22 protein-coding genes are annotated in these 24,739 nt (G+C 46.8%); 10 read left to right on the top strand and 12 right to left on the bottom strand.

Translation table 11 applies throughout. The features are described from left to right. Window positions 1-161 precede the first annotated feature (161 nt). Window positions 162-1,820 carry an ATP-binding protein gene (locus NOM90_RS12225; RefSeq protein ID WP_255942285.1) on the top strand — a complete coding sequence of 553 codons (1,659 nt, stop codon included), beginning with the start codon at window positions 162-164 and terminating at the stop codon, window positions 1,818-1,820. 37 nt (window positions 1,821-1,857) lie between these two features. On the opposite strand, the gene NOM90_RS12220 is transcribed toward NOM90_RS12225, so the two are convergent. Both NOM90_RS12220 and pyk read right to left on the bottom strand, forming a co-directional pair. Next, window positions 1,858-3,147 carry an N-acetylmuramoyl-L-alanine amidase family protein gene (locus NOM90_RS12220; protein ID WP_255942283.1) on the bottom strand — a complete coding sequence of 430 codons (1,290 nt, stop codon included), beginning with the start codon at window positions 3,145-3,147 and terminating at the stop codon, window positions 1,858-1,860. A gap of 176 nt (window positions 3,148-3,323) precedes the next feature. Beyond that, complete coding sequence (gene pyk / locus NOM90_RS12215; protein WP_255942281.1) at window positions 3,324-4,742, bottom strand: pyruvate kinase; 1,419 nt, start codon at window positions 4,740-4,742, stop codon at window positions 3,324-3,326. Window positions 4,743-4,953: 211 nt separating this feature from the next. Between pyk and NOM90_RS12210 the strand changes: the two genes are divergently transcribed. Next, a complete protein-coding gene (locus tag NOM90_RS12210) occupies window positions 4,954-5,733 on the top strand; it encodes a helix-turn-helix domain-containing protein (protein ID WP_255942279.1) in 780 nt (259 codons plus the stop codon). Here the strand turns inward: NOM90_RS12210 and NOM90_RS12205 are convergent. Further along, window positions 5,730-6,575, bottom strand: coding sequence for an AraC family transcriptional regulator (locus NOM90_RS12205; protein ID WP_255942277.1), 846 nt, complete (start codon window positions 6,573-6,575; stop codon window positions 5,730-5,732). The genes NOM90_RS12210 and NOM90_RS12205 overlap by 4 nt on opposite strands. A 339-nt stretch (window positions 6,576-6,914) precedes the next feature. On the opposite strand from NOM90_RS12205, the gene melA reads away from it, so the two are divergent. The 3 genes from melA (at window position 6,915) to NOM90_RS12190 (ending at window position 9,907) form a co-directional block, all read left to right on the top strand. Further along, window positions 6,915-8,252 (top strand): alpha-glucosidase/alpha-galactosidase, encoded by a 1,338-nt coding sequence (gene melA, locus NOM90_RS12200; RefSeq protein ID WP_255942275.1) that lies wholly within the window; start codon window positions 6,915-6,917, stop codon window positions 8,250-8,252. A 160-nt stretch (window positions 8,253-8,412) separates the two neighbouring features. Next, window positions 8,413-9,447 (top strand): C40 family peptidase, encoded by a 1,035-nt coding sequence (locus tag NOM90_RS12195; protein ID WP_255942273.1) that lies wholly within the window; start codon window positions 8,413-8,415, stop codon window positions 9,445-9,447. Between the two features lie 133 nt (window positions 9,448-9,580). Further along, window positions 9,581-9,907 (top strand): hypothetical protein, encoded by a 327-nt coding sequence (locus tag NOM90_RS12190; protein WP_255942271.1) that lies wholly within the window; start codon window positions 9,581-9,583, stop codon window positions 9,905-9,907. A 304-nt stretch (window positions 9,908-10,211) separates the two neighbouring features. On the opposite strand, the gene NOM90_RS12185 is transcribed toward NOM90_RS12190, so the two are convergent. From NOM90_RS12185 to NOM90_RS12175, 3 genes are all read right to left on the bottom strand, one after another. Further along, window positions 10,212-10,508, bottom strand: coding sequence for a putative quinol monooxygenase (locus NOM90_RS12185; protein WP_255942269.1), 297 nt, complete (start codon window positions 10,506-10,508; stop codon window positions 10,212-10,214). Window positions 10,509-10,555: 47 nt separating this feature from the next. After that, complete coding sequence (locus tag NOM90_RS12180; protein WP_255942268.1) at window positions 10,556-11,194, bottom strand: nitroreductase family protein; 639 nt, start codon at window positions 11,192-11,194, stop codon at window positions 10,556-10,558. An 81-nt stretch (window positions 11,195-11,275) separates the two neighbouring features. Beyond that, window positions 11,276-11,701, bottom strand: a complete 426-nt coding sequence (locus tag NOM90_RS12175) for a MarR family winged helix-turn-helix transcriptional regulator (RefSeq protein ID WP_255942267.1) — start codon at window positions 11,699-11,701, stop codon at window positions 11,276-11,278. Between the two features lie 287 nt (window positions 11,702-11,988). On the opposite strand from NOM90_RS12175, the gene NOM90_RS12170 reads away from it, so the two are divergent. Further along, on the top strand, window positions 11,989-12,336 hold the full coding sequence (locus NOM90_RS12170) for a DUF4870 domain-containing protein (RefSeq protein ID WP_255942265.1): 348 nt from the start codon (window positions 11,989-11,991) through the stop codon (window positions 12,334-12,336). Window positions 12,337-12,378: 42 nt separating this feature from the next. Then, the gene (locus tag NOM90_RS12165) at window positions 12,379-12,636 is read left to right on the top strand and encodes a DUF6953 family protein (protein WP_255942264.1); all 258 of its coding nucleotides are present in this window, start codon (window positions 12,379-12,381) and stop codon (window positions 12,634-12,636) included. A gap of 96 nt (window positions 12,637-12,732) precedes the next feature. Here NOM90_RS12165 and NOM90_RS12160 read toward each other — a convergent pair whose 3' ends face one another. After that, a complete protein-coding gene (locus tag NOM90_RS12160) occupies window positions 12,733-14,085 on the bottom strand; it encodes a glucoamylase family protein (RefSeq protein WP_255942263.1) in 1,353 nt (450 codons plus the stop codon). Between the two features lie 199 nt (window positions 14,086-14,284). Continuing rightward, window positions 14,285-15,880: an ATP-binding protein gene (locus NOM90_RS12155; RefSeq protein ID WP_255942262.1), complete on the bottom strand. Its 1,596-nt coding sequence runs from the start codon at window positions 15,878-15,880 to the stop codon at window positions 14,285-14,287. Between the two features lie 260 nt (window positions 15,881-16,140). Here NOM90_RS12155 and NOM90_RS12150 point away from each other — a divergent pair, with 260 nt between their 5' ends. Then, a complete protein-coding gene (locus NOM90_RS12150; RefSeq protein WP_255942261.1) occupies window positions 16,141-18,714 on the top strand; it encodes a YhgE/Pip domain-containing protein in 2,574 nt (857 codons plus the stop codon). A gap of 107 nt (window positions 18,715-18,821) precedes the next feature. Continuing rightward, on the top strand, window positions 18,822-19,376 hold the full coding sequence (locus NOM90_RS12145; protein WP_255942260.1) for a TetR/AcrR family transcriptional regulator: 555 nt from the start codon (window positions 18,822-18,824) through the stop codon (window positions 19,374-19,376). A gap of 48 nt (window positions 19,377-19,424) precedes the next feature. Here NOM90_RS12145 and NOM90_RS12140 read toward each other — a convergent pair whose 3' ends face one another. The 4 genes from NOM90_RS12140 to NOM90_RS12125 all read right to left on the bottom strand — a co-directional run bounded on the left by NOM90_RS12140 (window position 19,425) and on the right by NOM90_RS12125 (window position 23,297). Further along, complete coding sequence (locus tag NOM90_RS12140; protein WP_255942259.1) at window positions 19,425-20,960, bottom strand: HD domain-containing phosphohydrolase; 1,536 nt, start codon at window positions 20,958-20,960, stop codon at window positions 19,425-19,427. A 150-nt stretch (window positions 20,961-21,110) separates the two neighbouring features. Beyond that, entirely contained in the window at window positions 21,111-21,473 is a 363-nt protein-coding gene (locus tag NOM90_RS12135; protein ID WP_305120999.1) for a MarR family winged helix-turn-helix transcriptional regulator, read from the bottom strand. A gap of 552 nt (window positions 21,474-22,025) precedes the next feature. Continuing rightward, the gene (locus tag NOM90_RS12130) at window positions 22,026-22,565 is read right to left on the bottom strand and encodes a hypothetical protein (RefSeq protein WP_255942257.1); all 540 of its coding nucleotides are present in this window, start codon (window positions 22,563-22,565) and stop codon (window positions 22,026-22,028) included. Window positions 22,566-22,634: 69 nt separating this feature from the next. Beyond that, window positions 22,635-23,297, bottom strand: a complete 663-nt coding sequence (locus NOM90_RS12125; protein ID WP_255942256.1) for a hypothetical protein — start codon at window positions 23,295-23,297, stop codon at window positions 22,635-22,637. Window positions 23,298-23,492: 195 nt separating this feature from the next. On the opposite strand from NOM90_RS12125, the gene NOM90_RS12120 reads away from it, so the two are divergent. Further along, window positions 23,493-24,734, top strand: coding sequence for a DUF445 domain-containing protein (locus tag NOM90_RS12120; RefSeq protein WP_255942254.1), 1,242 nt, complete (start codon window positions 23,493-23,495; stop codon window positions 24,732-24,734). The last annotated feature ends 5 nt before the right edge of the window (window positions 24,735-24,739 follow it).

Below are 24,739 nucleotides of genomic sequence, written 5' to 3'. Positions count from 1 at the left end.
GCTGCAACATATAACTTTAACATAGATTTGATGATTTATATAGAGTCGTTTCTTTGAAAATAATTGTCTTAACGCGTGAAATCATATATGTTTTACGCCTTTTTTCGTTTATAGTGAAGGGCAACAAAAGAAATTATAAAGTCATCAGGAGGTGCCAAAAAATGACAGGAAGTAATCGGAATTTTTTTGGGGATTTTACGGAAGCGGCAGCGCATGTAGTCAAATTGCTCAGTCAACGCCTTCCAGCTGATTCTGTGATCGTTGTTTCTAATGAGGGACCGGTCAGCACCGTAATCAAAGCGTTTAATCGAAAAGAAAAAATCGCAGAAGCAGGGCAAGTTTTTCACTTTGACCCGAAATATTTTGCAGAATGGGTAGAACTGCATTGGCAAAAACCGATCATTATCCCACAGATGTCTAAACACCCATTGACGCAAAAACTTTGCCAGTCTCCGCGTGGAGCTCATACGCCGATTGAACGTGGAATGATCGGCTTTCCGATTTCTTATCCGGATGGCAAAAGATTTGGTGGATTGATCGCTTTAGGCGCTGAACATATTTTTTCCGATGCCGATTTGGAGCTTTTGACTTCGATGGCACTTTTTCTTTCTTATATTATCGAACTTGAACGTCGTAACGAAATCGATAATCAACATTTAGGGAAACTGGTAGAAGATAAGCAGGTGGTCGAAGGGTTAGCCGAGACTTATCGCGGCGAAGCACAAGCTGCCAAGCAATCGACACAGCAAAAAGCCGAGTTCCTTGCTTTTATGACCCACGAAATTCGCAATTCGCTCAACGGAAGTGTCGCGATGTCTGAGCTTTTGGCAATGACGAAGCTTACCCCGGATCAGCAGCAGTATTTGAATATGATTCGTTCGAGTAACGATTTTTTGTTGACGCTGGCGAACAATATTTTGGACTTTAGTAAACTTGAAGCGGGCAAGCACAATATCGAAGTTTCTTTATTTGATCCAATCTCCACGATTGAAGATGTGGCGGTATTGGTTGCTCCTCGAGCGATTGAGAAACATGTTGAACTGATTTTGGATATTGAAGAAGGATTGCCGCTTTTTTTGGAAGGCGATGCGGGCAAACTCAGACAAATTTTGCTGAATTTATTGGGGAATGCGGTAAAGTTTACGCATCAAGGTCAGATTTTGCTTTCGATTTGCGAAGGAAGTTGTAACGAAGTTGGGATGATCCAACTTGAAATCAAAGTACAAGATACCGGGATCGGGATTGCCGAGCATCAAATGGAAGGTCTATTTCAGACGTACCATCAAGTGTATGAACCTAGTGAACCCAGCAGTCGCTATGGAGGCACAGGTTTGGGGCTTGCGATTACGCAGCATTTAGTTGAACTCATGGGCGGTCAGATTAGTCTGACGAGCAAACTTGGCGTCGGCACCGAATTTGTTGTCAATCTTCCTTTTTCCTTATATACGGAATTCGATATTGCGCCGCCGGTTCTACCGCGATTGGAAGAATTGCGGATTCTGATTGTAGATGATAATCAGACTGCTTTACATGTACTTGAGCGTTTGTTATCGGGGTGGGGCGTTATTTCGGTTGGGGTACATACAGCTTCAGAAGCTTTTGAAAAATTACAACAAGAAGTGTTTGATCTGGTTTTACTTGATTTGCATGTGATTGATCTTGCGCGTCAGATTGCCAAGCTTCCAGAAGCTCCAAGTATCGGATTGCTTGCTCCGCTAGGCACGGTTCCGGATTTGGAAGGATTAGCTCGTGTATGCTTCACTGTATTTAAGCCGCTGCGCAGATTTCAATTATATAGCGCATTATCGGCAATTAAATAAAGCCCGTCTCTGTGAAGAGTCGGGCTTTTTGCTGCATTTATTTTGAGAAATACAATTGAAGGCCATCAGCGATCGCTTTGGCTGCATTTCTCTGATAATCGTTACTTGCGATCGTTGCTTCATCCGAAGCGTTGGACAAAAAGCCCATTTCAAGCAGAACAGACGGTACGCTGTTTTCGCGAATAACTTTGAAGTTGCCAAAAGCCAGACCGTTACTGCGAATGCCGGTTCCGCCTTTCAGTGGAGCTTCCATCGCTCTCGCAAGCCCTAAATCTTTGGACTCGGAGTAGAAGCAGACCAAAGTCCCGTTCGACGAAGAGGTAAGCGCAGAGTTGTAATGGATACTCACGAACGCATCCGCTCCAAGTGAAGCCGAAAGTTGCGCACGGGAAGATAACGAAGGGCGTTGCCCGCTATCGGTTCGAGTCATTTCGACGCGTGCTCCGCGAGATACGAGATAATCACGTACATACATCGCGGTTTTCAGATTCAACTCTTGCTCAACCAATCCGTACGTCGTTCCGATCGTACCGGGATCATTCCCGCCATGACCCGGATCAAGAACGATCAGCTTGCCTTGCAAACTGCCGGATTGAATATCAGAAGTGCTGGCTTTCGGGCTTTGAGCCGCAGCATTACTGACATTAGTCGCTTTTTGCGTCTGAACAGCCGATTTGACGATAGCTCCGCTTCCGCCTTGTAGATACTTGGTCGAGATCCAGCCGTGAGCACCGTAAGATGTCTCAATCCGAGACCAACCATTTTGCTGCTTCGTTACCGTTACTGCATCATTGCGATTGGACGAGCCGAGTAATTCGTAATTTTTGCCGGGTCCACTGCGAATAATAACGGAATTGGCAGTGACTAAAGCTTTGCTTCCTGTCGACACTTGCGTTGAAGTAGAAACATTACGAACGCTAGCCGAAGAAGAGGGTTTAGAACTTGTCGCTGAAGCCGCTGAGCCATTGGTACGTTTCAGGTAATATCCGGCTACCCAACCCGAAGTCGAACCATTGTTGACTTTGAGCCAGCCCAAATTTTCATCAGTGACCGTCACGATATCTCCGCTTCGCAAAGAACCGACGATCGGCGTATCGGGTCCTGCGGTACTTCGTACGTTAAGCGAATCCGTATGAACTTTGGCTGTGTATGTATTGTCGGCATGAGCTTCGCCAGGCGATACCGTGAGTACCGCTGCGCCGATCCCGGCGGCAAGTGTCAAAGAAGCCAGACCTTTATGGCGAAAAGGAAAAGAAGACATTTCGTTTTTTTCGACAGGATTAGAAACTTCTTGCTTGCTGGTTAAAGATTGTTTCATTGAATTCATGTATGTACCTCCGCATCTTTCAATACGCATAGTTTCAACACATAATACCCGTTTTTCGCAACAATCATGCGTTTTTTCGCAAAAATGAGCCGATGTACTCAAAAAATAAGCCCTATCGATGGAAAGATCGATAAGGCTTGGAGTATTCTGTATTTTTAGTCGGTAATAAAATGAACTTAAACTTGTTGAACTTTCATAACGTTCGTATTACCGGTCTGTCCGATTGGGATCCCCGCGGACAAGACTACGGTATCGCCGGATTTGATATAACCCGCTTCAAGCGCATTTTTCGTAGCAACTTCGAACATTTCGTCTGTCGTCGTTACCGCTTCGCCTTTGACTGGAACCACGCCGTAGAGAAGGCTCATTTTCGGCAATGTTTTTTCGTGTTGAGAGATTGCAATGATTGGTGCTTTTGGACGGTATTTCGAGATCATCCGTGCCGTAAAGCCTGATTCTGTCGAAATAATCAATGCCGCTGCATCCAGAACGAGCGAAGCATTAACCGAACTTTGACTTACGACTTCGGTAATATCGTTCAAGTGAAGCGCGCGTTTGCTATTGAACTGCATATCGTAGTCGATCATCGTCTCTGCTGTAGCGGCTACTGCTGCCATTGTGCGTACCGATTCCAGCGGATATTTACCTGCTGCCGATTCGCCGGACAACATGACGCAGTCAGCGCCTTGAAGAACGGCATTAGACACGTCGCTGACTTCGGAACGGGTAGGGCGCGGGTTGACTTGCATCGACTCCAACATGTGCGTCGCCACGATAACCGGTTTGCCAGCCAAGTTACATTTGTCGATCATCAGCTTTTGCGCAGCTGGGACGTCTTGCACAGGAACTTCGACCCCAAGGTCGCCGCGAGCAACCATGATGCCATCGGAAGCTTCGATGATATCGTCAAGATTGTCCATACCTTCTTGGTTTTCGATTTTGGAGATGATCTGTACGTGATCGGCTCCTTTTTCAGCCAGGATACGGCGGATTTCGCGAATATCTTCGCCTTTACGCACGAACGAAGCCGCGATGATTTCCACATTTTCGCTCAAACCGTAATTGATGTGCATCACGTCGCGCTCGGTTACGCCTGGCAGACTTGTTTTAACACCTGGCAAGTTGACGCCTTTACGAGGTTTCAAGCGACCGCCGTTCAAGATTGTGCATGTGATTTCGCTATTTTTGATATTCAAAACATCCAAAGCGATCAAGCCGTCATCGATCAGAATACGGTCGCCGACTTTAATATCTTCGTTTAGTTTTTCATAATTAACACCGATGCGCTCGCTTGTGCCGAGTACGTCAGGTTCTGTAGTCAATACGAGTGTGTTGCCCGCTTCCAGTTGTACGAATTCATCTTGCAGCTTGCCGATCCGTACTTCAGGGCCTTTAATATCCATCATAATCGGAACGAAAGTGTTCAGCTCCGCTGCCGCTTGACGCACTTTGCGGATTCTTTCGCTATGGTCGGCAGGTTCGCCGTGCGCCATATTCAGACGAGCCACAGTCATTCCGGATTGAATCATTTCTTTTAACATTTCAACGGTATCGCAAGCAGGTCCCATGGTACATACAATTTTAGTTTTCATCATTCGATAAAAGCCTCCTTGGTTTGATTGAACTTAGGGGTTGGTGCGTGATCGATCCTAAGCCTAATTTCCGCTCTTTATTTGTATACCCCTTATTCACGGAATGATAGGAGTTGCAAACAACCTTTTGTACCTATTGTACCGCTGAAAAAGACAGGATGAAATGACTTATAGTACAATGTAGGAATTATAGTACGATGAAAGGAAGACGTTTATGCCCAAAGTCGAAGCGGTACATCAAGACAATGGAACGCAGTGGTATGAACGATCCGAGAGCGGAGCGGAAGAGTATGTATTGGCACTGGCGACGTATGGAAAATGTATCTATTGGATCGATGAACAACGTTATCTGATGGAACGGGGCGACGTGCTGCTGATTCCGGCGAAGACGCCGTATTATGGAAAAAGTATTCCGACGTTGACGCATACCAAAACCGTCGTGCGATTCACGGTGACGCTTGAAGATCGGCAGGCATTGCCTTTGCTTGCGCATCGGCAGCCGTATAAGAGGCGTCTGGGAAGATACGAATCGATACACGAACGAATTCGCGTATTGCGGGAGCAATGGAACGATGAAGCTTCGTATTACGAACTATTGGCGCAATGTATATTGACGGAGCTATTAATCGATATTAGCCGAGAGTTCGACCGAGGATTGATCCAGACCGAAAAGCAGCGACATGTCGAGCAGATGAAGCGGTATATCGAACGGAATTATCGCGGAAAGATTACCAAAGACGTGTTGAGTGAGGTAATCAATCGCACGCCCAATTACGCGGCTTCTTTGTTCAAAGAAGTCACGGGGCGCACGATCAGCGACTACGTACATCGACAGCGTATGAAGCGCGCACTCTATATGTTAGAAGAATCGCAGTTAAATGCCGCAGAAATTGCCGAATTTCTCGGTTACAAAGATCCTTCGTATTTTTACCGGACGTTCAAAAAGATTACAGGCGGTTCACCTTCGGAACTATTAAAAGATCGGCGTCTTTAAGTTGTCGAATCCGGGTTTTCCCGGTATGCGGTCGGCGATACGTCGCAGACCCGTTTGAACATCTTCGAAAATAAAAAGGGATCGGGATAGCCGACCGATCTTGCGACGTCGCTCACGGACAGCGACGGATTGCGCAGCAATTCGCGTGCGCGGCGCATGCGGTATTGAAGCAAAAAAGTCTGAAGCGGAACGCCGTAGGCGTTTTTGAACAGACTCGACAAATACGTGCGATCCAGCCCCACAGCGCGGGCGATATCTTCCGCGCCGAGCTTGCGGCTGTAGCCGTTCTCGATCACGGCAGCCGCTTTGGACAGATGCGCCTCCCTCGCCGGGGGAGGCGTATTCGCGCGCGCCGATTGCGGCGGCGCGCTAGCGACCAGCGCGGCGAGCAGGCGGTAGACTTCCGCCTGCACGAGCAGGTCGCCGCCGGGAAGCTCGCGTACCTCGAGCATCGCGGCGTAAAAGCGCTCCAGCGGCGACACGTCCGCTGCCGTATAGACCGGAGACGCGGCGGTCAGCCCCGCCCGCTCCAGCAATGCGCGGACTTGCAGTCCGCGCATCCCGACCCAAGCGTAGACCCACGGATCGTCGGCGTCCGCTTCATAATGGACGAGCGTGTCGGGCACGATCACAAAGCCTTGCCCGGCTGAAAGCGTATATTCGCGTCCTTCGGTGCGCAATATGCCTTTACCGCTATAAATATAATGCACGACAAACGAGTCCCGCAGCCCGGGACCCCAAAAATGATGCGGCGCACAGTCTTCGCGCCCGTAAAATAAAATCGAAAGTTCGCTTTGGATCCGCGATTCTCCCGGCGTATGTGTAAATTGTTCAGCGGGCATATGAGTCGGCTCCTTTGTAACAAAATTCGTTGCAGTCTCATCTTTAAAATATCTAAAAACTCCAACATAACTAGAAGCGATGAGACGTAGGGATAAGTTCAGTGAAGGAGCGTTAGCGTTCGCCTTTGAAATCGGGAAAACTCCTTATTAAAATCCCAATCCATTTTCCCGATTTCAACAAGCGACCGAAACGAACTTATCCCGAAGTCTCATCGCTTCCCCCTCCCCACAACTATACTTACATTATAACAAACAAAACTTCCATTACTCCATGTCATCGCTTGCCAGTTGGCAGTATAGTGAAATCAACGAAAGACATTCACGAGGAGGACATTTTAAATGAAGAAAATTACGTTTATCGGCGCAGGGAGTACCGTTTTCGTACGTAACGTATTAGGGGACGTTATGTTGACGCCAGCGCTTCAAGGGTTCGAACTCGCGTTATTCGATATCGACGAAAAGCGATTGAACGAATCGGAAACCTTGCTTCGTGCCATGAAAAAAACAGCAAATAGCCAATGCGAAATCAAATCATACACCGACCGCAAAGAAGCACTTAGCGGCGCTAAATATGTCATCAACGCGATTCAAGTCGGCGGTTACGATCCTTGTACCATCACTGACTTCGAAATTCCGAAAAAATACGGCTTGCGTCAGACGATTGCCGATACGCTGGGAATAGGCGGTATTTTCCGTAACCTGCGTACCATTCCGGTATTGCTCGATATTGCCGCAGATATGCGCGAAGTCTGCCCGGACGCTTGGTTCTTGAACTACACGAATCCGATGGCAGTGTTAACTTCTGTGATGAATATCGCAGGCGGAATCAAAACCGTTGGTTTGTGCCACAGCGTCCAACATTGTATTCCCGATCTGTTCAAAAACTTGGATATGGATACAACGAATGTACGTGCGAAGATCGCAGGGATCAACCATATGGCATGGCTGCTTGAAGTCACGCGTGACGGAGAAGATTTGTATCCGGAAATCAAACGCCGCGCAGCTGAAAAGCAAAAAGAAAAACATTACGACATGGTGCGCTTCGAACTGATGAATCGTTTCGGTTACTATGTAACAGAATCGTCTGAGCATAACGCCGAATACCACCCGTACTTTATCAAAAAGAATCACCCGGAATTGATCGAACGTTTCAATATTCCGTTGGACGAGTATCCGCGTCGCTGCGTGGATCAGATTCGCGAGTGGGGCGAAGTGCGCGATAGCTTGATGCAAAGCGAGTCTTTGGAGCACACGCGCAGCCCGGAATACGCATCGTATATCATCGAAGCGATGGAGACGGATATTCCGTTCAAAATTGCCGGCAATGTCATGAATAACGGACTGATCACGAACTTGCCAAAAGACGCTTGCGTTGAAGTACCCTGCCTGGTCGATGCTTCCGGCGTGACGCCAACGTATTTCGGTGAACTTCCTCCGCAACTGGCTGCACTCAACCAGACGAACATCAATACGCAACGTCTGACAATCGAAGCGGCTTTGACAGGCAAAAGAGAGCATATCTACCATGCAGCAATGCTTGATCCGCATACCGCAGCCGAATTGACGATCGAAGAAATCGTAGCGCTCTGCGATGAACTGATCGAAGCGCACGGCGATTGGTTGCCGCAATTCAACGGAGAGCGCCAAGTGGCTCAAGTGCCGCAAACCGTTTCCTAAGTTGTTGATACAGCGTTAAAACGCATAAGCTTCATTCACAAAACAGCCCCGGGTTTTTTCTGGGGCTGTTTTGTTATATTTTTGCAAGCTTTCTGGTACACTGAGGTCAAAACCTACGCGTGTTTTCTACATTCATCCAGAAATGAGGGGTTATTCACCAATGACGAGAAGTAAAAACAGATTCTTTTGGATCTTATCGCTGATGCTTATTAGCATTGTTTTGTTTTCTAACATAGCGGAACCCGTAGCCGCGGCTACGGCAACAAACGGTGTGAAAAATAAAACGGTAATCGGCGTATCGGTCGCTACATTATGGAGTGCGCCGGGATTGGCGCGTTCACTCGACGCGCCTTCTTTGAAAGCGCCGGTCGATATGACGGCATGGACAGCTGCTATGAATACGGCGGCGAAGCGGCGCTGGTTGACAGGCAAGACCGAGACGCAAGCCTTGTACGGACAAGAAGTGAAGATTGTACAGACCAAAGGAAGTTGGTCGCAAGTGGTCGTCACCGATCAGTCGACGCCGAAAAGCCGTTACGGCTATCCGGGATGGTTGCCGACCGTGCAACTGCAAAGTGTGCCTGCCGCGCAGTGGTCGCGAACTTCCGGCAATGAAGCCGTGGTGAGTGCCGACAAAGCAAACTTATACAAATCGACGAGTTCAAGTCGACTCTTGGAGCTAAGCTTCGGGACGCGTCTTCCGGTCATCTCGGAAAAAGACGGATGGGTGAATGTTAGAACGCCGCAGCACGGGACGGCGCGCCTACGCAGTGAAGATGTAAAGATCGTAAAGATCGGCAGCGAGACACAGCAGCCAAGCGGAGAGCAACTCGTAAATACAGGACGCGAATTCCTGGGCTTGCCGTATCTATGGGCAGGTACATCGGCTTACGGATTTGATTGCTCTGGGTTTACCGGCGCAATTTATGCTTATTATGGGATTCTTCTGCCGCGTGACGCGTCGCAGCAAGCTTTAGCGGGTAAAGCCGTATCAAAGGCGAATTTGCAGCCGGGTGACTTGATGTTTTTTGCGCATAACAACGGCAAAGGCAAGGTGCATCACGTTTCGATGTATATCGGAGACGGGAAGATGATCCATTCGCCGAAAGCCGGAAAAACAGTCGAAATCATTCCGATTTCTACAGCTGGATATGCAAACGAATTTTCAGGTGCAAGACGTTATTTGAACAATTGACGTCAAGGCAGCGGATTTCCAAAAACCAAAATAATTTATGGGTAAAAGAAACCGTTCGTGATCCAGCTCGTATACACCTCATGAAAAGTCGGCACGATTTCTTAAACTCCATAACAGACAGGAGAGAGCGTATATGAAAATTTCAAGAATTTTGTTGTTAGTCGGAGCTGTGTTTGAACTTCTGCTTGCCGTTCCTTTTTTGGGCGGGGCATTCGTCATCGGCACAGGTTACTCGGCACTTGGATTTATGTTCGTGTACCACTTGGTGACGTTGATCTTTGCCGCACGCGAACGAGTTGCTTTTTACGGACCGATTCTCGGTATGGTGACAGCGGCACTGGCTTGGATTCCGATCTTGGGTTGGATCTTGCACTTGGTGAGTGGTATCGCACTGTTGTTCAACGCTTTGAGCGGACAACAACGCGATGTGCGCGGTAACGAACAACGTCGTTTTTACTAATCTAATCGAAAAGAAAGACAAGAAAGAGCCCTCATCCATGGATGAGGGCTTTTGAATGTCTAAAAGTAACGTATGCCGAGAAGCGAGAAGACTGCGAGAGAAATTCGTTTCGGTCGCGTGTTGAAATTGAGAAACTTTGATTAAATTTTAATAGGAGTTTTCTCAATTTCAAAGGCGAACACTATCGTTCCTTCACTGAATTTCTCTCTCCGTCTCCTCGCTTTTAGTTACGTTATGTTTTAAAAATAAAAAGCCCTCATTTTCCAATGAGGGCTTTTTCGTCGAGCATCTATATAAATAGCGTTTACGCGGACAGTGGTTGTCCTTCGAAAGCTTTAACGTCAAGAGGTGCAGCCAGATATTCGCTTGCGGATGCAACGAATTTAGTAAAGTGTTCGCTGCTGTTATGCAGAGCTGTTGCTTCTTGGTCGCGCCAAACTTCAACCATCATGTACGTGTTTTCTTTGCCTACAGCTTTATGCAGATCGTAAGCGACATTGCCTTCTTCAGCTTGCGAACCTTGTACCAGTGGTTTCATTGCTTCCAAAAATTCAGCTTCTTTAGCTGGGTTAACGTGAAGTGTTGCATGAACGATAATCATGAATAATTCCTCCTAGAATTGTAATGAATATGGATTGAAGTTTAAACTTAGTGCCACTCGGTTGTGCGAGCAACGTCCAGACGGGAAGAAGAATGACCTTCTTTAGCCGCTTTACCGATCGAAATCAGCATAATAGGGACGTGACGAGCTGGATCGAAGCCGAAAGCTTCTGTTACTTTTGCTTTGTCATAGCCACCGATTGGGTTCGTGTCGTAACCGTGAGCACGAGCAACCAGCATGAATTGCATCGATACCAGACCTGCATCGATCAATACCCAATCTCGTTTCATTTCTTGTGTCATACCGTCAAGCACAGGCATGAACGAACCAAGCTGTTGTTCTTTGATTTCTTGTGGCATATAACCCAGTTCAACCGCTTTAGTGAAGATTTCGTCTGCAAATTCTTTGAATTCCAGATCGCCGAATACCGCCAATACTGCCGAAGACGTCTCAACTTGGTGACCGTTGAATTTCGCCAAAGGAAGCAGTTTTGCTTTTGCTTCGTCGCTTTCGATCACAGCAAAACGCCAAGGCTGTAGGTTCACGGACGAAGGAGCCAAAGTCGCTTCTTCCAACATTTGCGTCATTTCTTCATGGCTGATTTTTACAGACGGATCATAATAACGAACGGAACGACGGCTTTTCAGAACTTCCATAAAATCTTGAACTTTTTGTACAGTACTCATAAAAACATCTCCTCTTGATTAATTAGATTTTGGACGCTTGTAGCGTCTGCCTGTGGATACAGGTCTTATTTCGTTCGCGGATCAGAGGGTGTCTGCGTTTCGCTGCATCCTTTCCAGCAAATCCGCTAGCGTCTTACGTTCTTCAGCGTCAAATCCTTCAAACAAATCTTCGATCAGACGAGACTTTTCTTGAACAAAATCATTAACGTGCAGACGTCCGTGTTCAGTCAGTGAAACCAAAGTGACGCGGTTATCTTCTGGACAAGTACGCCGACTGACGAAATTGTTGGCTTCAAGTTGTTTCAGGTGGCGAGTTACTGCCGCTCCATCGATGCCAAGCGACTTTTGCAAAGCGCTCTGTCCGATTTCTTCGATAGCAAACAACTGCTGCATCAGTCGGAAACGAGAAGAACTGACCCCTGCGCAGCCAGAAAAAGCAGTTCCGATTCGAGTATTTAAAAGTTGGAGTCGTTCCAAGATGGACGCTTCGGGCGTGACCGGACACATGCGCAGCCCTCCTTTCCGTATAATGATTGATACCTCAATGGTTGACCCGTCAATTAATATAAACTGTCTACTGAAAAAAAGCAAGTGCGTTATTAAAAATTATTTCGAAAAGTTTTCGAAAAATTTTTTAAAATAATGTAAAAATAATGAAACCGTGTTGCGATATCGGCGTATATTCGCTTAGATAACAGGCGATGGATGAATGATCCGACGTCTACACTTGAGCAATTCGACAACAGGTTCATCAGCTTTTCAAAAACGGGAGTTTAAAATCGAGAGGGGTTCCAATGATGCAAAATCCAAATCCGCACAATCCGCACGACCAACAAGTTGATCCACACGATGTCGAGCAAAACAAAACGGTTGCCGCTATTTCTTACATTCTGTTTTTCGTACCTTTGCTAGCGGCTCGTAATTCTCGCTTTGCCATGTACCACGCCAATCAGGGATTGCTGCTATTGTTGGCACTGATCGCGGGGAATATCGTATTGTCGATCATTCCATTTATCGGATGGATGTTGATGCCGGTTCTGAATATCGCGGCTTTGGTTTACATCGTGCTGGGCGTAATGAATGCAGTAAACGGCAGAAAACAACCTCTTCCGTTCATGCCAAACGTAGACATTCTGAAGTAATCACTCCTATAATCAAAGAAAAGCGATTTTCAGGAGGGCTTCATGAGCGACAATCAACAGGCAGAAACGACTGCCAAACAAGTAGCGGAATGGATGGTTGGGGAAATTCGTTTTCGCGGAATTTTAAGGCAAGAAGAAGCGATTGCTTACGTGCGGGAACATTTCGGCGAACATTTTATTTTCGTCAACGATAACGGCAATACATCGCTTGAAAAAGATGTTAAAAAAGAATTCCGTAAACTGCATCACGGGCAAATTGCTTGGGATCGGGACGGATTTATGTGGGCGTGGATCGGCTAAGAATTAGCGATCTTATCACACTTGCTTAGAATAGAAAAAGCCGCCGGGAAATTTCCCGGCGGCTTTTTTGTTCCATAGACTTTTTACCTTTTACAATCATTGAATCGAGAATTCTTCTTTCTTCAACAACTCTTCCGGTTTTTTGCCAATCGGATCGCTATGGAAATAATCGCGAATCACGCCGTCTTTCAGCGTATTGGCAATCGAGACCATAATCATGCCTTGATCCAGCGCCAGATAAGCTTTCGCGATTTCCTTCGTGTCCATATTGATCGAATCGTATAGCCCGTATTTGCCCATCATCTTCATTTTTTTGAGTGCTTTGATATTTTGATAGACTTCTTTGGGTGCATAGTCCAGAGCAAGGAATGTGGCATGTGAAGTCACGGTCGCTCCGTCTTTGTAGCCCGAGATGCCAAGCGGCGTTGCCGCAAATTCGCTATAGCCGGTTGGCGTCGCAGAAGGGGAGAAGCCCCATGCCGGATAGCCTTTTTCTTTGGCATATCGAATTTGTAAATCCACATGACGTTGATTGTTCAGCCCTAATGCTTTTTTGCCTAATTCTTTTTCTTTGAGTACCAGACTTGGCATCAGACCTTCGAACATACTGCCACCCCAGCTTGGCACGAATTTTTGACCTTGATACGTGTAATGACCTTCAAACACATCGACGCCGTCATAGTTCACGGTCTGACCTTCAGGAATTTGAGACTGCCAATCCCATTCTTGCGGCATCGTGCGGTACATTTTCCACCAGTGTTCTTTCGGAACGTCGCCTTTACCGATCGCGATATAACTGCCAAGTCTTGGCTCGGTATAGAAAGTTCCGTAATGATGCTCGGTCAAAGCGCCTTTGGCTACATCGTAACCGCCACGGAATTGACCGACTTCAGGATCATACAACGTCGAATAATCCATCGCGTCGACAAGTTTATGACTTTGCGGTTGAAGTTCCGGGTAAGCTTGACCGACGACGATCAGACCTGCGGATAACCAGCCGTTATCGACTTGCGAAATAAATTCGCCCCAATCTTTTTTGAGCGAAGCATCGTCCGTATTGTACCAATTGTAGAAAAGCCCGTTCCATTTATCCATGCTTTCAAGCGTGTTCAACGTCGTTTTCAGACGCGATACTGCTTCTTTTTTGGAAATAATGCCGAGCTGATGCGCAGACACGGTACTCATCATATACATCGAGATATTTGTAGGCGAAGTGCGTTTGGCTTCTTCTACGCCTTTTGCGGTCATACGAATTTCGTCAGAAGTCAGCCCGGTTTTGGGATCGGTATAATCTTTGAAAAAACGATATGTTTTTTTGGAGATTGATTTTAATTCCGCATTGAGCCCAGCCGTTGAAGATGCGGCTTGAGCGGAACCGGCAGGAACCAACGCCAGATGGGCGATCAGACAAAAAGCGAGAACGAAGCTAAAGATCGTAACTTTTTTCATGTCTTTTCTCCTCTCGAACTTTCATTTTTTTGTTGAAAAAATCTAAATCGAAACGTTTCGTAACTGATTTTAACATAAAAATCCTCTTAATTGAAACCGCTTACTTTTGGAGGATGGAGATTTTAAAAAGAAATAGACAAAAAGAAGAACGATCTCCGTAGAAATCGTTCTGGTTCAACCTATTGTTTTTGATTTGCTTTTAATTCGTACGGAATCGTACGTAAAAAGCTGTGCCTTCTTTGCCAGTCGAAAGATCGATCAAAGCACCGTGTTTGTTGGCAATACTGAAGCAGATCGCAAGCCCAAGCCCGGAACCATTTTCTTTTGTCGTATAGAAAGGTTTCCATATTTGCTCGACCACATCGGGAGCGATACCCGGGCCGTTATCTTCGATAACCAGTACAGCGCGTCCGTCTTGCATATACGTCTTCAATTGAATCCAACCGTTCTCGCCTGTGGCTTCTAGCGCATTACGGATAAAGTTGAGAATCAATTGTGTGATCTGCTTGTTATCCATCTCAATCGATTCGACAGGAGTCAGATGCGTCGTGATCATTTTGCCGGTTACGGAAGCATCGGCTTCGATCAACGGTAAAATTTTGCGAATCAGATCATTCAGATTTTCGCGCTTGAGCTGTACCATATGGTCTTTTGCGAGCGATAAAAATTCGGTGATAATCTGATTGGCGCGATCGAGTTCTTCGATCATGACTTGAAGATAAGCCGGTTCCAACGTATTTTTGCCTTGCATCAGCATCAATTGAAGGAAGCCGCGAACCGTCGTCATCGGGTTACGTACTTCATGACCGATTCCGGCTGCTACTTCGCCAACCAGATGAAGCTGAGACAAGCGCTGCAATTCATGTTCGTACTGCTTGTGTTCCGTCAGATCGCTAATCATCGTAAGCAGCAGCAATTCACCATTGAAATCGAGCAGGACCGTACGCAAAATACAGACCTTCTCATCGCCAAGATGATTGGTAAACGTCACTTCGCGGCTAATGCCTTCCGGTACGCTGGATTGTTCATCCGGCTGAGGAATTTGCATCATCAGTTCATTACCGCGAATCAGTTCACCGTACCGTGTATCCATTTGAAGTCGGGTAATCCCAAGCAAAAGCAAAAAAGCGTCGTTGGCTTCAATAACCTCCCGATCTTCCAGCGTCGTAATCAGCATCGGGTGAGGGCTGGCTGCGAAAATCGCAGCGAACCGATTTTCCGAAGACGACAAAAAGCGATTGGTTTCCGCGAGCACCGCATTTTGCCGTTTTAATTCATCGAATTTTCCGATACGAGCAAATGCATGAATTAAATTTTCCGATAACATATGTAGCACTTCAAGTTCCGTCGGATCAAAAACATCTCCGCTACGCGAACCGAATCCGATCGCAAAAGGACGAGTCTCGTCGCCAACCACAATCGGAAAACACACATAACGCCGAAGACCCATTTGCCGTAAAATGCGTGCATGAAACTCCGTCGTTTCTTGCAGGTTTTCACAAATGTAAGGTTGCATCGATTTGATCGCAGCTCCGCAAATCGTTTGCCCTTGATCGAGAGAGAGCAGCGCTTCGGCTTCTTCTAATGTGACACCGCGATGATGAATGAGTTGAAGTCGGTACGGGAACTTCTCTTCCACCCAATAATTCAGCAAAAGATCCAAACCAAAATGCTTGCTTACACAACCAAAAACATGCGTAAGAAGCTGCGAAGGCGTCTCACTCGATAGTATTCCCGGCAGCAGTTCGTTTAGCACTTTATATTTTAGTTCCAGATCGGCTTCCGTGTTCAACAAAACTCACCTCATTTATCAGACTTTCCCTATACGGCAATTATAGCATCCGTTTATCAGGAAAAGTAGCTACCAATAGGTAAGGATCGTAAAATTTATTCAAAAAAAAGAAAAAAATTCATGAATACCAAACAATTTCTAACCATTTTTAAAAACGCAAAAAAAGAGGTTGAATTATATGTCTAATGTGATATACTTCTCACAGTACCGATTGACCGAATTGTTTTTATAGTCACTTTTTAGAAAGGAGCTTGATTGCGGAGATGTTTAAATCAGAATGGAAAAGTATTTTAAAACATCGAATGACGATGTTGACGATTATCGCGATGTTGTTGGTTCCAGGATTATACGGTCTGTTCTTTCTTTCGGCTTACTGGAATCCTTACGGTCATACGGATCGGTTGTCAGTCGCAGTCGTCAATGAAGATACGGGCACCAATTATGAAGGAAAGCGTTTGGACGTCGGCAAAGATTTTGTTGATGGGCTAAAAGATAACGATTCTTTCCAATGGGTTGCAACCGACAAAAACGACGCCCTGAATGGGCTGAAGACCGAGAAGTATATTATGGTAATCGAGCTTCCGAACAATTTCTCTGAAAATGCTTCGACGTTGCTGAACAAAAATCCGAAAAAGATGGATATTCGCTACTACACGAATTCCGGGATGGGTTATTCTTCGGCACAGATCGCCAAGTCAGCGGTCAAAGAAGTAGACAAAGAAATTGCCGAGCAAGTGACAAAAGAGTATGCAACAACCGTATTCAAAAGTCTGAGCGAATTGGTGGACGGCTTAAAAGATGCAGACGACGGAGCCAAAAAGTTGGATGACGGCGCTGCGGATCTTGCCGACGGTTCGCAAAAGTTAACCGATAATCTCAAAAAGCTGGCAGCAAATAGCGTCACCTTCCAACAAGGCGTAGCGGATCTGACGAACGGCGCAGGAACGCTGAGTACCGGTATTGCGAGTGCAGCAAGCGGTGCCGTGCGTTTGAACGACGGGCTGGGTACATTATCAAGCGGAGCGACCAAGCTGGATAACGGTCTGGGCACGCTGTCGAACGGAGCAAGCAAATTAGACAACGGTCTGGGCAGTCTTCAAAGCGGCGCTGGTGAGCTTAAAAATGGCGCAACGCAGCTCGATCAAGCGCTATCGCAATTAAAAGACGGCGCGACTACGTTGTCTGGCGGTTCGCAAAAGTTGCAAAGCGGAGCGCAGCAGCTTAATGAAGGTCTGGGCAAGTCAAGCGCGGGTCTGAATCAATTAAAAGAGCAGCTTACGCCTTTTACAGCAGGAATGGCGCAGCTTAACGAAGCGGTTCAAGGCTTGGGTTCGCAAGCTTCGGCAGCTGTCGATGGTCTTGGCGCGGCGCAGCAGCAATTGCAGCAAAAAGCAGCCGCGGTGAAAGAACAACAAGAAGCGATTGCTTCGTATGTTCAAAGCAGTTCGACGATTCCTGATGCAGATAAACAACAATTGCTGTCATTGCTCGCGGCGGGCGCTTCTTCTTCGGGTAGCGAATCTTCGGGCGATAACAGCCAGTCTGGATCGCTCCAGCAAGCGCTCGGTCAACTGGATCAGTTGACAACAAGCGTAGCGAAGCTAAACGAAGGCGCGCAGCAGATTCAAGGCGCGGTCGGTCAATTGGCAGACGGGCAGACTCAATTGCTGCAAGGTTCTTCAAGTCTGGTCGATGGACAAAAACAAGTTACAGACGGTCTGGGAACTCTTGCAACGAAGCTCGGCGAAGCCGAAGCCGGTTCGAAAAAGCTGGCTACAGGCGCAGGAAGCCTCGTAAGCGGAACCGATCAATTGAAAGCCGGTTCACAAAGCCTGGTAAGCGGAGCCGATCAATTGAAAGCCGGTTCGCAAAGTCTGGTGAGCGGAACCGATCAATTGAAAGCCGGTTCGCAAAGTCTGGTTGGCGGTCTCGGTCAATTGAAAGACGGCGGCGGTCAATTGGTTAGCGGATTGGGCAAGCTCGGCGGTGCGACAGGCGAACTGCGAAGCGGAGCCAATCAGCTTGCAGACGGTTCGGTGACGTTGAACAACGGCGTTGGCGATCTGAAAGACGGAACGAACGAATTGTACACCTCTCTTGCCGATGGCGTGAAAAAAGCCGGAGACGTAAGTTCCGACGATAAGACGTACGATATGTTCGCGCAACCAACCGATCTCCAGCATTCCGATGTGCATGAAATTACGGATTACGGCGAAGGGCTTGCTCCTTATATGATTTCGATTGCGCTCTTTGCAGGCGCATTGATGTTCTCGTCGGTGTATCCGCTCAAAACACCGCAAGTGACGCCGCGTTCCGGCTGGTCTTGGTTCTGGAGTAAATTCAGCCTGATTCTGTTTATGGCGATTTTGCAATCGGCGATTTTGGATGTGGTACTGATGGGAATCGTAGGGCTTGACGTGCAAAGTCTATGGCACTTCTACGCGATTACGTTCACCTTAAGTCTGACCTTCTTGTCTCTGCTATTCTTCCTGTTTGCCGCACTGGGTAAAGTCGGACAATTTATTGCCTTCTTGATCTTGCTTGCACAAATCGGCGGTAGCGCAGGTACATTCCCGAAAGTGCTGACACCGGCATTTTTCCAAGCGATTAATCCATTCTTGCCTGCGACTTACGGTATTCGCGCATTGCGTGAAGTCATCTCGCTCGGAAACGATTGGAGCTTCTTCTGGAATCAATTGGGTCATGTCGCAATCTTCGGCGTTGTCTTTATCATCCTTGCGCTGGTTGTCTTCTTGTTTAGCAACAAACGCGCTCAAAAAGTAAACAACGAAGAAAAGTCAGATTCAATCTCGACAGGAACACCGGCTAAAGCGTAATGTCGTCGCGGGCGGCAGTTCCACGCATCAAGGATTAATACCAAGCTTCCCGCAAGCGAGCGTTCTCGCTTTGCCGGGAAGCTTTTTTATAGGGAAGAGGGGTAGAAATGGAGGAAAAAAGACGTTTAATTTTGGAAGCAGCTATTCTTTGTTTGGAGCAATTCGGATTTCGCGGCACGACAATCGAACGGATTGCCAAATTCGCACATGTTAGCAAAAGCTCGATCTATGAATGTTTTGCCAACAAAGAAGCCTTGATCGAAGCGATTGTCGACGATGTGCTGAAAGATTTGTTGTCAGAATCAGAAAAGGTATGTCTTCCGGGACAGCGGCTCAGCGAAGATATTGAGCGAACTGTGGATGTCATGATCGCTCTACGAGCCCGTCATCGGCTGTTGGTCGGTATTTACCGCGAAGCCCGGCAATCGGGCGTACATGGGATTATGGAGATGCGGCAAGCTTTGGAAAAAGGCATCATGGCTTACATCGAAGCTTTGGTGAATCGACATATAGAGCAAGGCGAGGTCTTCAGGTTAGAGCCAAAACTTATTTCTTTTTTGATCTATCGATCGTATTTTCAATTGATTTACGATTGGGAAGATATCGATCAGCCGTTATCGCCGCAACAAATCAAAAACGCGCTAAACGCTTTTGCCCAATAAGGGGAAGCGTTTGGCGCGTTTTTTGGTCTGATCAATGGCAAGTAAAAGTCAGCCAGACTTCGTTTTGAACGACTCGGCAGAAATGCTTGAAATCTCTTTGTTTTGATAAAAAGCATCGATAAAAACCTGCGCATAATAAGGGTCCCATTGTGTGCCTTTGCCTTCAGCGATGATCGAGATCGCTTTCTCCAGCGGCATTCCGCTTCGGTAAGGACGATCTGAGGTCATCGCATCAAACGCGTCGGCAACCGCAATGATTCGACCTAGCTGCGGAATATCATTGCCCGCAAGCCCGTCTGGATAACCGCGTCCATCGTACCGTTCATGATGAGAGCGAACGCCCGGTAACAAAGGAGCCATCATCTCAAGCGGCTCGACCCTTTTCAAAATTTCTTCGCCGAGCGCCGGGTGTTTTTTGATCTGTTCGAATTCTTCGTCGGTCAATCTGCCGTCTTTGAGCAGAACGCTATCGCGGACGCCGATTTTGCCGATATCATGAAGCAGTGCGCTTTTGTTCAACAGATCCAGTTCTTCGCGGTTAAGCCCGGCACCTCGCCCGATCAGTAGCGAATATTCGGCAACCCGCTGCGAGTGACCGGCTGTATACGTGTCGCGAGCATCAAGTGCGGCAGCCAAGGTAGAAAAATAACTTTGCAGCAATTGTTCATTAACCCGCTGGCGTTGAGACAATCCTTGCACCATGTGGTTAAATCCAGCAACCAATTTTGAGAATTCATCCGAATACAGGTCGGAAGCGCGTGTCTCCAAATTTCCGGTCTGCACGGCACGGAGTGCTTTTTCCAAATTGCTGATCGGTTGACGAACGCTTCGACTCAGCAGCCATGCGCCAAGCGAAGAGAAGCCAATGCCGAAAATCAGAATCAGTGAAGCCCATTGCCAATAATCCTGGATCAAAGGCGAACCGGTCACGCTAAGACGAATTTGGGTAGCAAGCACGAAAAAGAACAAAGGAAAGGTACCGATCGAAAAGGCGCTCAATTGGAACTTGCGCTGCGTCGATACAATGACGCGTCCATCGAGCGATACGCTGACTCCGTACTCGCGTTCACCCATATCGCTGACGTATTGCAGCAGAGGGCGGATCGCTTGATCCGTCAAAAAGAATTCGATCAGGGCGTGCATACCGGCTACAAGCACAGCGCCTGACGCTGCGATTCCGATATAATAGACGGGCAGATCGACCCAGCCGATATTCATAAAGATCAAAGTCAATGACATGGCTGGAATCGACAAACCAAAAAGATGCGGTCCCATGATCCGAAATACGGATAATGCCGGCAGTCTATGGATTTGTACATAAGCGTCTTGAATATGATGAAGCGCTGGTTTTTCTTGCAAAAATAAAAACTGAATCGGTTTCACTTGTTTTTTGAAAGTTAAAAGTTCCACACCCATCATACAAAGGAAGGAAATAAAAAGCACAATAAAGAGATAATTGAATCCCCCTACGGGTAAATCGAGTGCGGAAGAGATGACGGCTCCTCCCAGACAAAGAACAGCCAGCACCGACCCGATGATGTAATTGCGCACAAGCCGGAGTAGAAAGCGTCGGTATTCGGTCATTGAGATTCCTCTTTTCCTGAAAACATCGTTCACTCTTGTTATCGGATAAATAGACCTGTGTAGTTACAGTAACATGTGTTCTAGGTTTGCCGAAAGTTGGAAAAATAAAAACCGATCGTTCGTAATGAACGATCGGTGATCAGGTCGCGATTAACGATAACTATCTACACTTTTCATAAGTGTGCGAATGGTGCTGTTGAGCATATCGATCTGCTCCATTTCCAGACCGCTCGATTCGACGAGCGAAGCCGGAATACAACTAGCCTGATCTTGAAGTTCTAAGCCTTTTTCAGTGATACGTACCGTGACAATGCGCTCATCTTCAAGCGAACGGCTACGTTCGAGAAGACCGGAAGCTTCCATACGCTTAAGCATCGGTGTCAGTGTTCCGGAATCCAAGCTGAGCACTTGACTCAGTTCTTTGATACTGCTCTCTTGCCGATCCCAAAGGACAAGTAAAACCAAATATTGTGGATACGTTAGATTGAGATCATCCAGTAAAGGTCGATACATCCGGAAAATCGCCCGGGAGCAAGCATAAAGGGAAAAACAGAGGTGAGAGTCAAGTGTGAAGCGTTGTTGATCCATCGCAGTACCGATCCTTTCGTCAATAAAAATTCATATTCTTCTAGCATCTTATATTTTGAACAACATAATTGCAATAAATTGTACGCAAAATCAGTCATAATTTGTTGCATAACGATATATTATCGGTAAAAAGGAGCTTAAACTGAATAGATTGGATTTTTTTGTCGCAAAAAGAACAAAAAAACAGACTTTAGTTGGGGTCTGCTGGGATGCCGAGAAAGTTACTTGTGGGGGAGGAAGCAAGGAGACTGCGAGAGAAGTTTGTTTCGGTCGCTTGTTGAAATCGGGAAAAGAGATTGAAGTTTTATTTGTATATTCCCGATTTCAAAGGCGAACGCTAACGCTCCTGCACTAAACTTCTCTCTCCGTCTCCTTGCTTCAGTTAGGGTGGAGTTTAATTGCAAAAAACCAGACTGCAAGCGCGGTCTGGTTTTTGCTTTTTGGATATGTGGAGCCGGTAGGGAAAAGAAAAAAGATTTAGCCTAGTTTATCCATATAGGATTCGAAGCCTTTCATGAAGACATCGATTTTGGCTTTGCCGGATTTTAACTTGGCTTGTCCTTGTTTATACGTTGTCCAATTAATTTTGGAGCCGTATAGCGATTTTTTCAGCAGTTGCATGCCTTCAAGTTGAAGGGCTGCGCCTTGTAGGTAATAATTGTGCAGCTTTTGGATTTCGGCATTACCTGGCTTGATTTGTTTGAGGTGGTAATAAAATTTGCTGTAGTTCGGAACAATCACGCTGTTGAGCTTCGTATAGACCGATTTGCGGTTCGAAGCGGAGACGTAACCGACGGAATTAAACGTATCGGCAGCTAGGTCTTCGTATTTCACGATCTTGTCCAGTGCATCGGCATACTTAACAGCCTGCGCCATTGACGGCGTAAGTGCCGCCTCTTCTTGCGTTGCGGTCAGACTGGAAGCTGCTGCCGAAGTTTGAGCTGCGAATACCGAAGTTGGAACCACTGCAGAACTGAGTAAAGCCAGGGAAAGCGATAAAGACCACCATTTTTTCATGAAATAAATAACCTCCTCTATATATGTAAGCGCAAGCGACGGGGGACCCAAGTTATTTCGGAAAAAAATCTAGTTTTTCGGTTCGATATGAGCAAAATCGCTATCTAAGCGTTCGCGAAGAGATTGCTCGTGTTCATACGAATTTCGTTGATTTCGTTCACGCAATTCGTTGCGGATACTGTCTTTGAACGCTTCGTCGCTTTCTGCCGGAAAAGCTCCGCTTCGTTCTTCCCATTCGCTGCGAATTGCGCGTGCGTTCATCACTTCGTACGCAACGAGAGCGGCGTCTTTGCGTACAACGGCACTTGCGCCCATTCGATTCAGATGACTGCTTAAGCTGATCTCATTATGTTCACGCACCAATAAGATCATTGCCCATTCGCTTTCGTTCAATTTGGCACCGATCGCTTCAAGCATACCCGCCTCTTCGACAATTTGCCGAGCATTGAGTTCGGCGTCGAGCAGCGGCGCCGTATAACCGCCGATTATACTTCCGATCGGACCCGACATAACCGAGATCATCGAATCAATAAGATTGTCCGTAAGATGCTTCGCGCCGAGTTCTTCATTAAAAAGAAGATTGCGTTCGCGAATGATGTTGCCGGAAGATTTACGCAGGATTGCCGCTTGCATAACCGAATAATTTTCGGAAGATGGAGTTTGACTGAATTCGTCAACGACTCGAAGCAATGACTCTTCTTGTTTGAAAGTAACCAAAATGATGTTATCCATACTGTATGTTCATCCTTTCACCAAGCTTATTATCGTAAAAATCCGGACTTTTGAATGTTCTACTCTATGTTTACAGCTCTTTTTTGCGTTTCAATCACTTCCTATACTAAAATAAACAATAAAGTTTGGTCGTTACGGACAAATTTTAGAAATTAGACCTATCATTTGATAGAAGCGAAGCAAGGGGAGATGAATGTGGGGTCAAGAAATTTGGCTGGAATCTCGCTGATTATCATGGCAGTGGGGTTTGTCGGCAGCTTGTTTTTACCGGAAAACAATTGGACCTTTTTGCTGATTGGTGGATTTGAAGCAGGTCTGGTTGGCGGGCTTGCCGATTGGTTCGCTGTGACTGCGTTGTTCCGTCATCCGCTCGGTTTGCGAATTCCGCACACGTCTTTGTTGCTCAAAAATAAAGGACGGATTGTGGACTCGCTTGTATCCGCGATGGAAACGCAATTGCTCAACAAAGAAAGTATTACGGAGCAACTACGCAAATTGAATTTGATTCATGCCGCAGGGCAGATGTTGACTCGTAGGGTGGCGCGCAAGCGTACACGTCAGCAAGTGCTGGATTTTGCGACAGAAGCGATCGTTAATCTGCCGCTTGAAAAAGCTGTTGAGCCGGTACGTGAAGCTGCGGCTGCTTATATTCGTAATGTCGATGCTGCGGGGCTTGCCGATCGGGCGTTGACGAAAGTGTTAAACGACGGCTATGAAATCCGGTTGTTCGATTATGTGCTTGGCGAAGCCAAAGCATGGGCACAGCGTCCCGAGACTAAAGATACAATGGGAACGCTTGCGATGGATCAGCTTTCGAATGCGAAGGTAGGCGGCTTTACCGGTTTTGCTTTTCAAGCGTTTGCAGGAATGGTCAACGAAGATAAGCTGGGTTCGATGATTCAGACCATGCTTGTCGCCGGTGTCGACTCGTTACTTGATCCTTACGGCGAACAGCGTCTTGCGATTTTGCGCGAAGTACGCGTGAAATTGTTCGAAGCGGCAGGCGATGAAGAAAAGCTGGAATATTTGCGTGGGCAAGTGTTAGAAGTCTTACAAGAACAAGCGACTGAAAAATTCATTTTGGATAATCTGGAGAAGTTACGTGAGTTCGCGTTGGAGAAAACAGCCGAAGAACGCGCCAAAGGCGGGAAAATCGTGTTCCGCGTCTATGCGGCGATTATGCGTAATCTGATGGCTGAACCCGAACGGATCGAAATGTGGGAAACGAAGACGCGTGATGCCATCGTGCAGCTTGCCGAAAAAAATCATTACCGTATCGGTCAACTCGTTCGCGACAATGTCGATCGCATGGATGATAAGCAATTGGTCGAGCTATTGGAAGAAAAGATCGGACAAGATCTGCAATGGATTAGAGTGAACGGCGCCGTCTGCGGTTTCTTGGTCGGGATCATCTTATCACTGATTCAATTAATTTAATAAAG

Origin of the sequence: Saccharibacillus sp. JS10 (assembly GCF_024436065.1) — a bacterium.
GTDB lineage: Bacteria > Bacillota > Bacilli > Paenibacillales > Paenibacillaceae > Saccharibacillus.
This window is presented reverse-complemented; position numbering and strand designations above follow the sequence as displayed.

Coding starts and splice junctions, on each gene's coding strand:
- NOM90_RS12135 (WP_305120999.1), bottom strand. CDS start 21,473: ATGTATCGACCTTTACTGGATGATCTCAATCTAACGTATCCACAATAT.
- NOM90_RS12180 (WP_255942268.1), bottom strand. CDS start 11,194: ATGAGTACTGTACAAAAAGTTCAAGATTTTATGGAAGTTCTGAAAAGC.
- NOM90_RS12195 (WP_255942273.1), top strand. CDS start 8,413: ATGACGAGAAGTAAAAACAGATTCTTTTGGATCTTATCGCTGATGCTT.
- pyk (WP_255942281.1), bottom strand. CDS start 4,742: ATGATGAAAACTAAAATTGTATGTACCATGGGACCTGCTTGCGATACC.
- NOM90_RS12185 (WP_255942269.1), bottom strand. CDS start 10,508: ATGATTATCGTTCATGCAACACTTCACGTTAACCCAGCTAAAGAAGCT.
- NOM90_RS12205 (WP_255942277.1), bottom strand. CDS start 6,575: ATGCCCGCTGAACAATTTACACATACGCCGGGAGAATCGCGGATCCAA.
- NOM90_RS12220 (WP_255942283.1), bottom strand. CDS start 3,147: ATGAATTCAATGAAACAATCTTTAACCAGCAAGCAAGAAGTTTCTAAT.
- melA (WP_255942275.1), top strand. CDS start 6,915: ATGAAGAAAATTACGTTTATCGGCGCAGGGAGTACCGTTTTCGTACGT.
- NOM90_RS12130 (WP_255942257.1), bottom strand. CDS start 22,565: ATGAAAAAATGGTGGTCTTTATCGCTTTCCCTGGCTTTACTCAGTTCT.
- NOM90_RS12210 (WP_255942279.1), top strand. CDS start 4,954: ATGCCCAAAGTCGAAGCGGTACATCAAGACAATGGAACGCAGTGGTAT.
- NOM90_RS12170 (WP_255942265.1), top strand. CDS start 11,989: ATGATGCAAAATCCAAATCCGCACAATCCGCACGACCAACAAGTTGAT.
- NOM90_RS12225 (WP_255942285.1), top strand. CDS start 162: ATGACAGGAAGTAATCGGAATTTTTTTGGGGATTTTACGGAAGCGGCA.
- NOM90_RS12140 (WP_255942259.1), bottom strand. CDS start 20,960: ATGACCGAATACCGACGCTTTCTACTCCGGCTTGTGCGCAATTACATC.
- NOM90_RS12145 (WP_255942260.1), top strand. CDS start 18,822: ATGGAGGAAAAAAGACGTTTAATTTTGGAAGCAGCTATTCTTTGTTTG.
- NOM90_RS12175 (WP_255942267.1), bottom strand. CDS start 11,701: ATGTGTCCGGTCACGCCCGAAGCGTCCATCTTGGAACGACTCCAACTT.
- NOM90_RS12150 (WP_255942261.1), top strand. CDS start 16,141: ATGTTTAAATCAGAATGGAAAAGTATTTTAAAACATCGAATGACGATG.
- NOM90_RS12125 (WP_255942256.1), bottom strand. CDS start 23,297: ATGGATAACATCATTTTGGTTACTTTCAAACAAGAAGAGTCATTGCTT.
- NOM90_RS12160 (WP_255942263.1), bottom strand. CDS start 14,085: ATGAAAAAAGTTACGATCTTTAGCTTCGTTCTCGCTTTTTGTCTGATC.
- NOM90_RS12165 (WP_255942264.1), top strand. CDS start 12,379: ATGAGCGACAATCAACAGGCAGAAACGACTGCCAAACAAGTAGCGGAA.
- NOM90_RS12190 (WP_255942271.1), top strand. CDS start 9,581: ATGAAAATTTCAAGAATTTTGTTGTTAGTCGGAGCTGTGTTTGAACTT.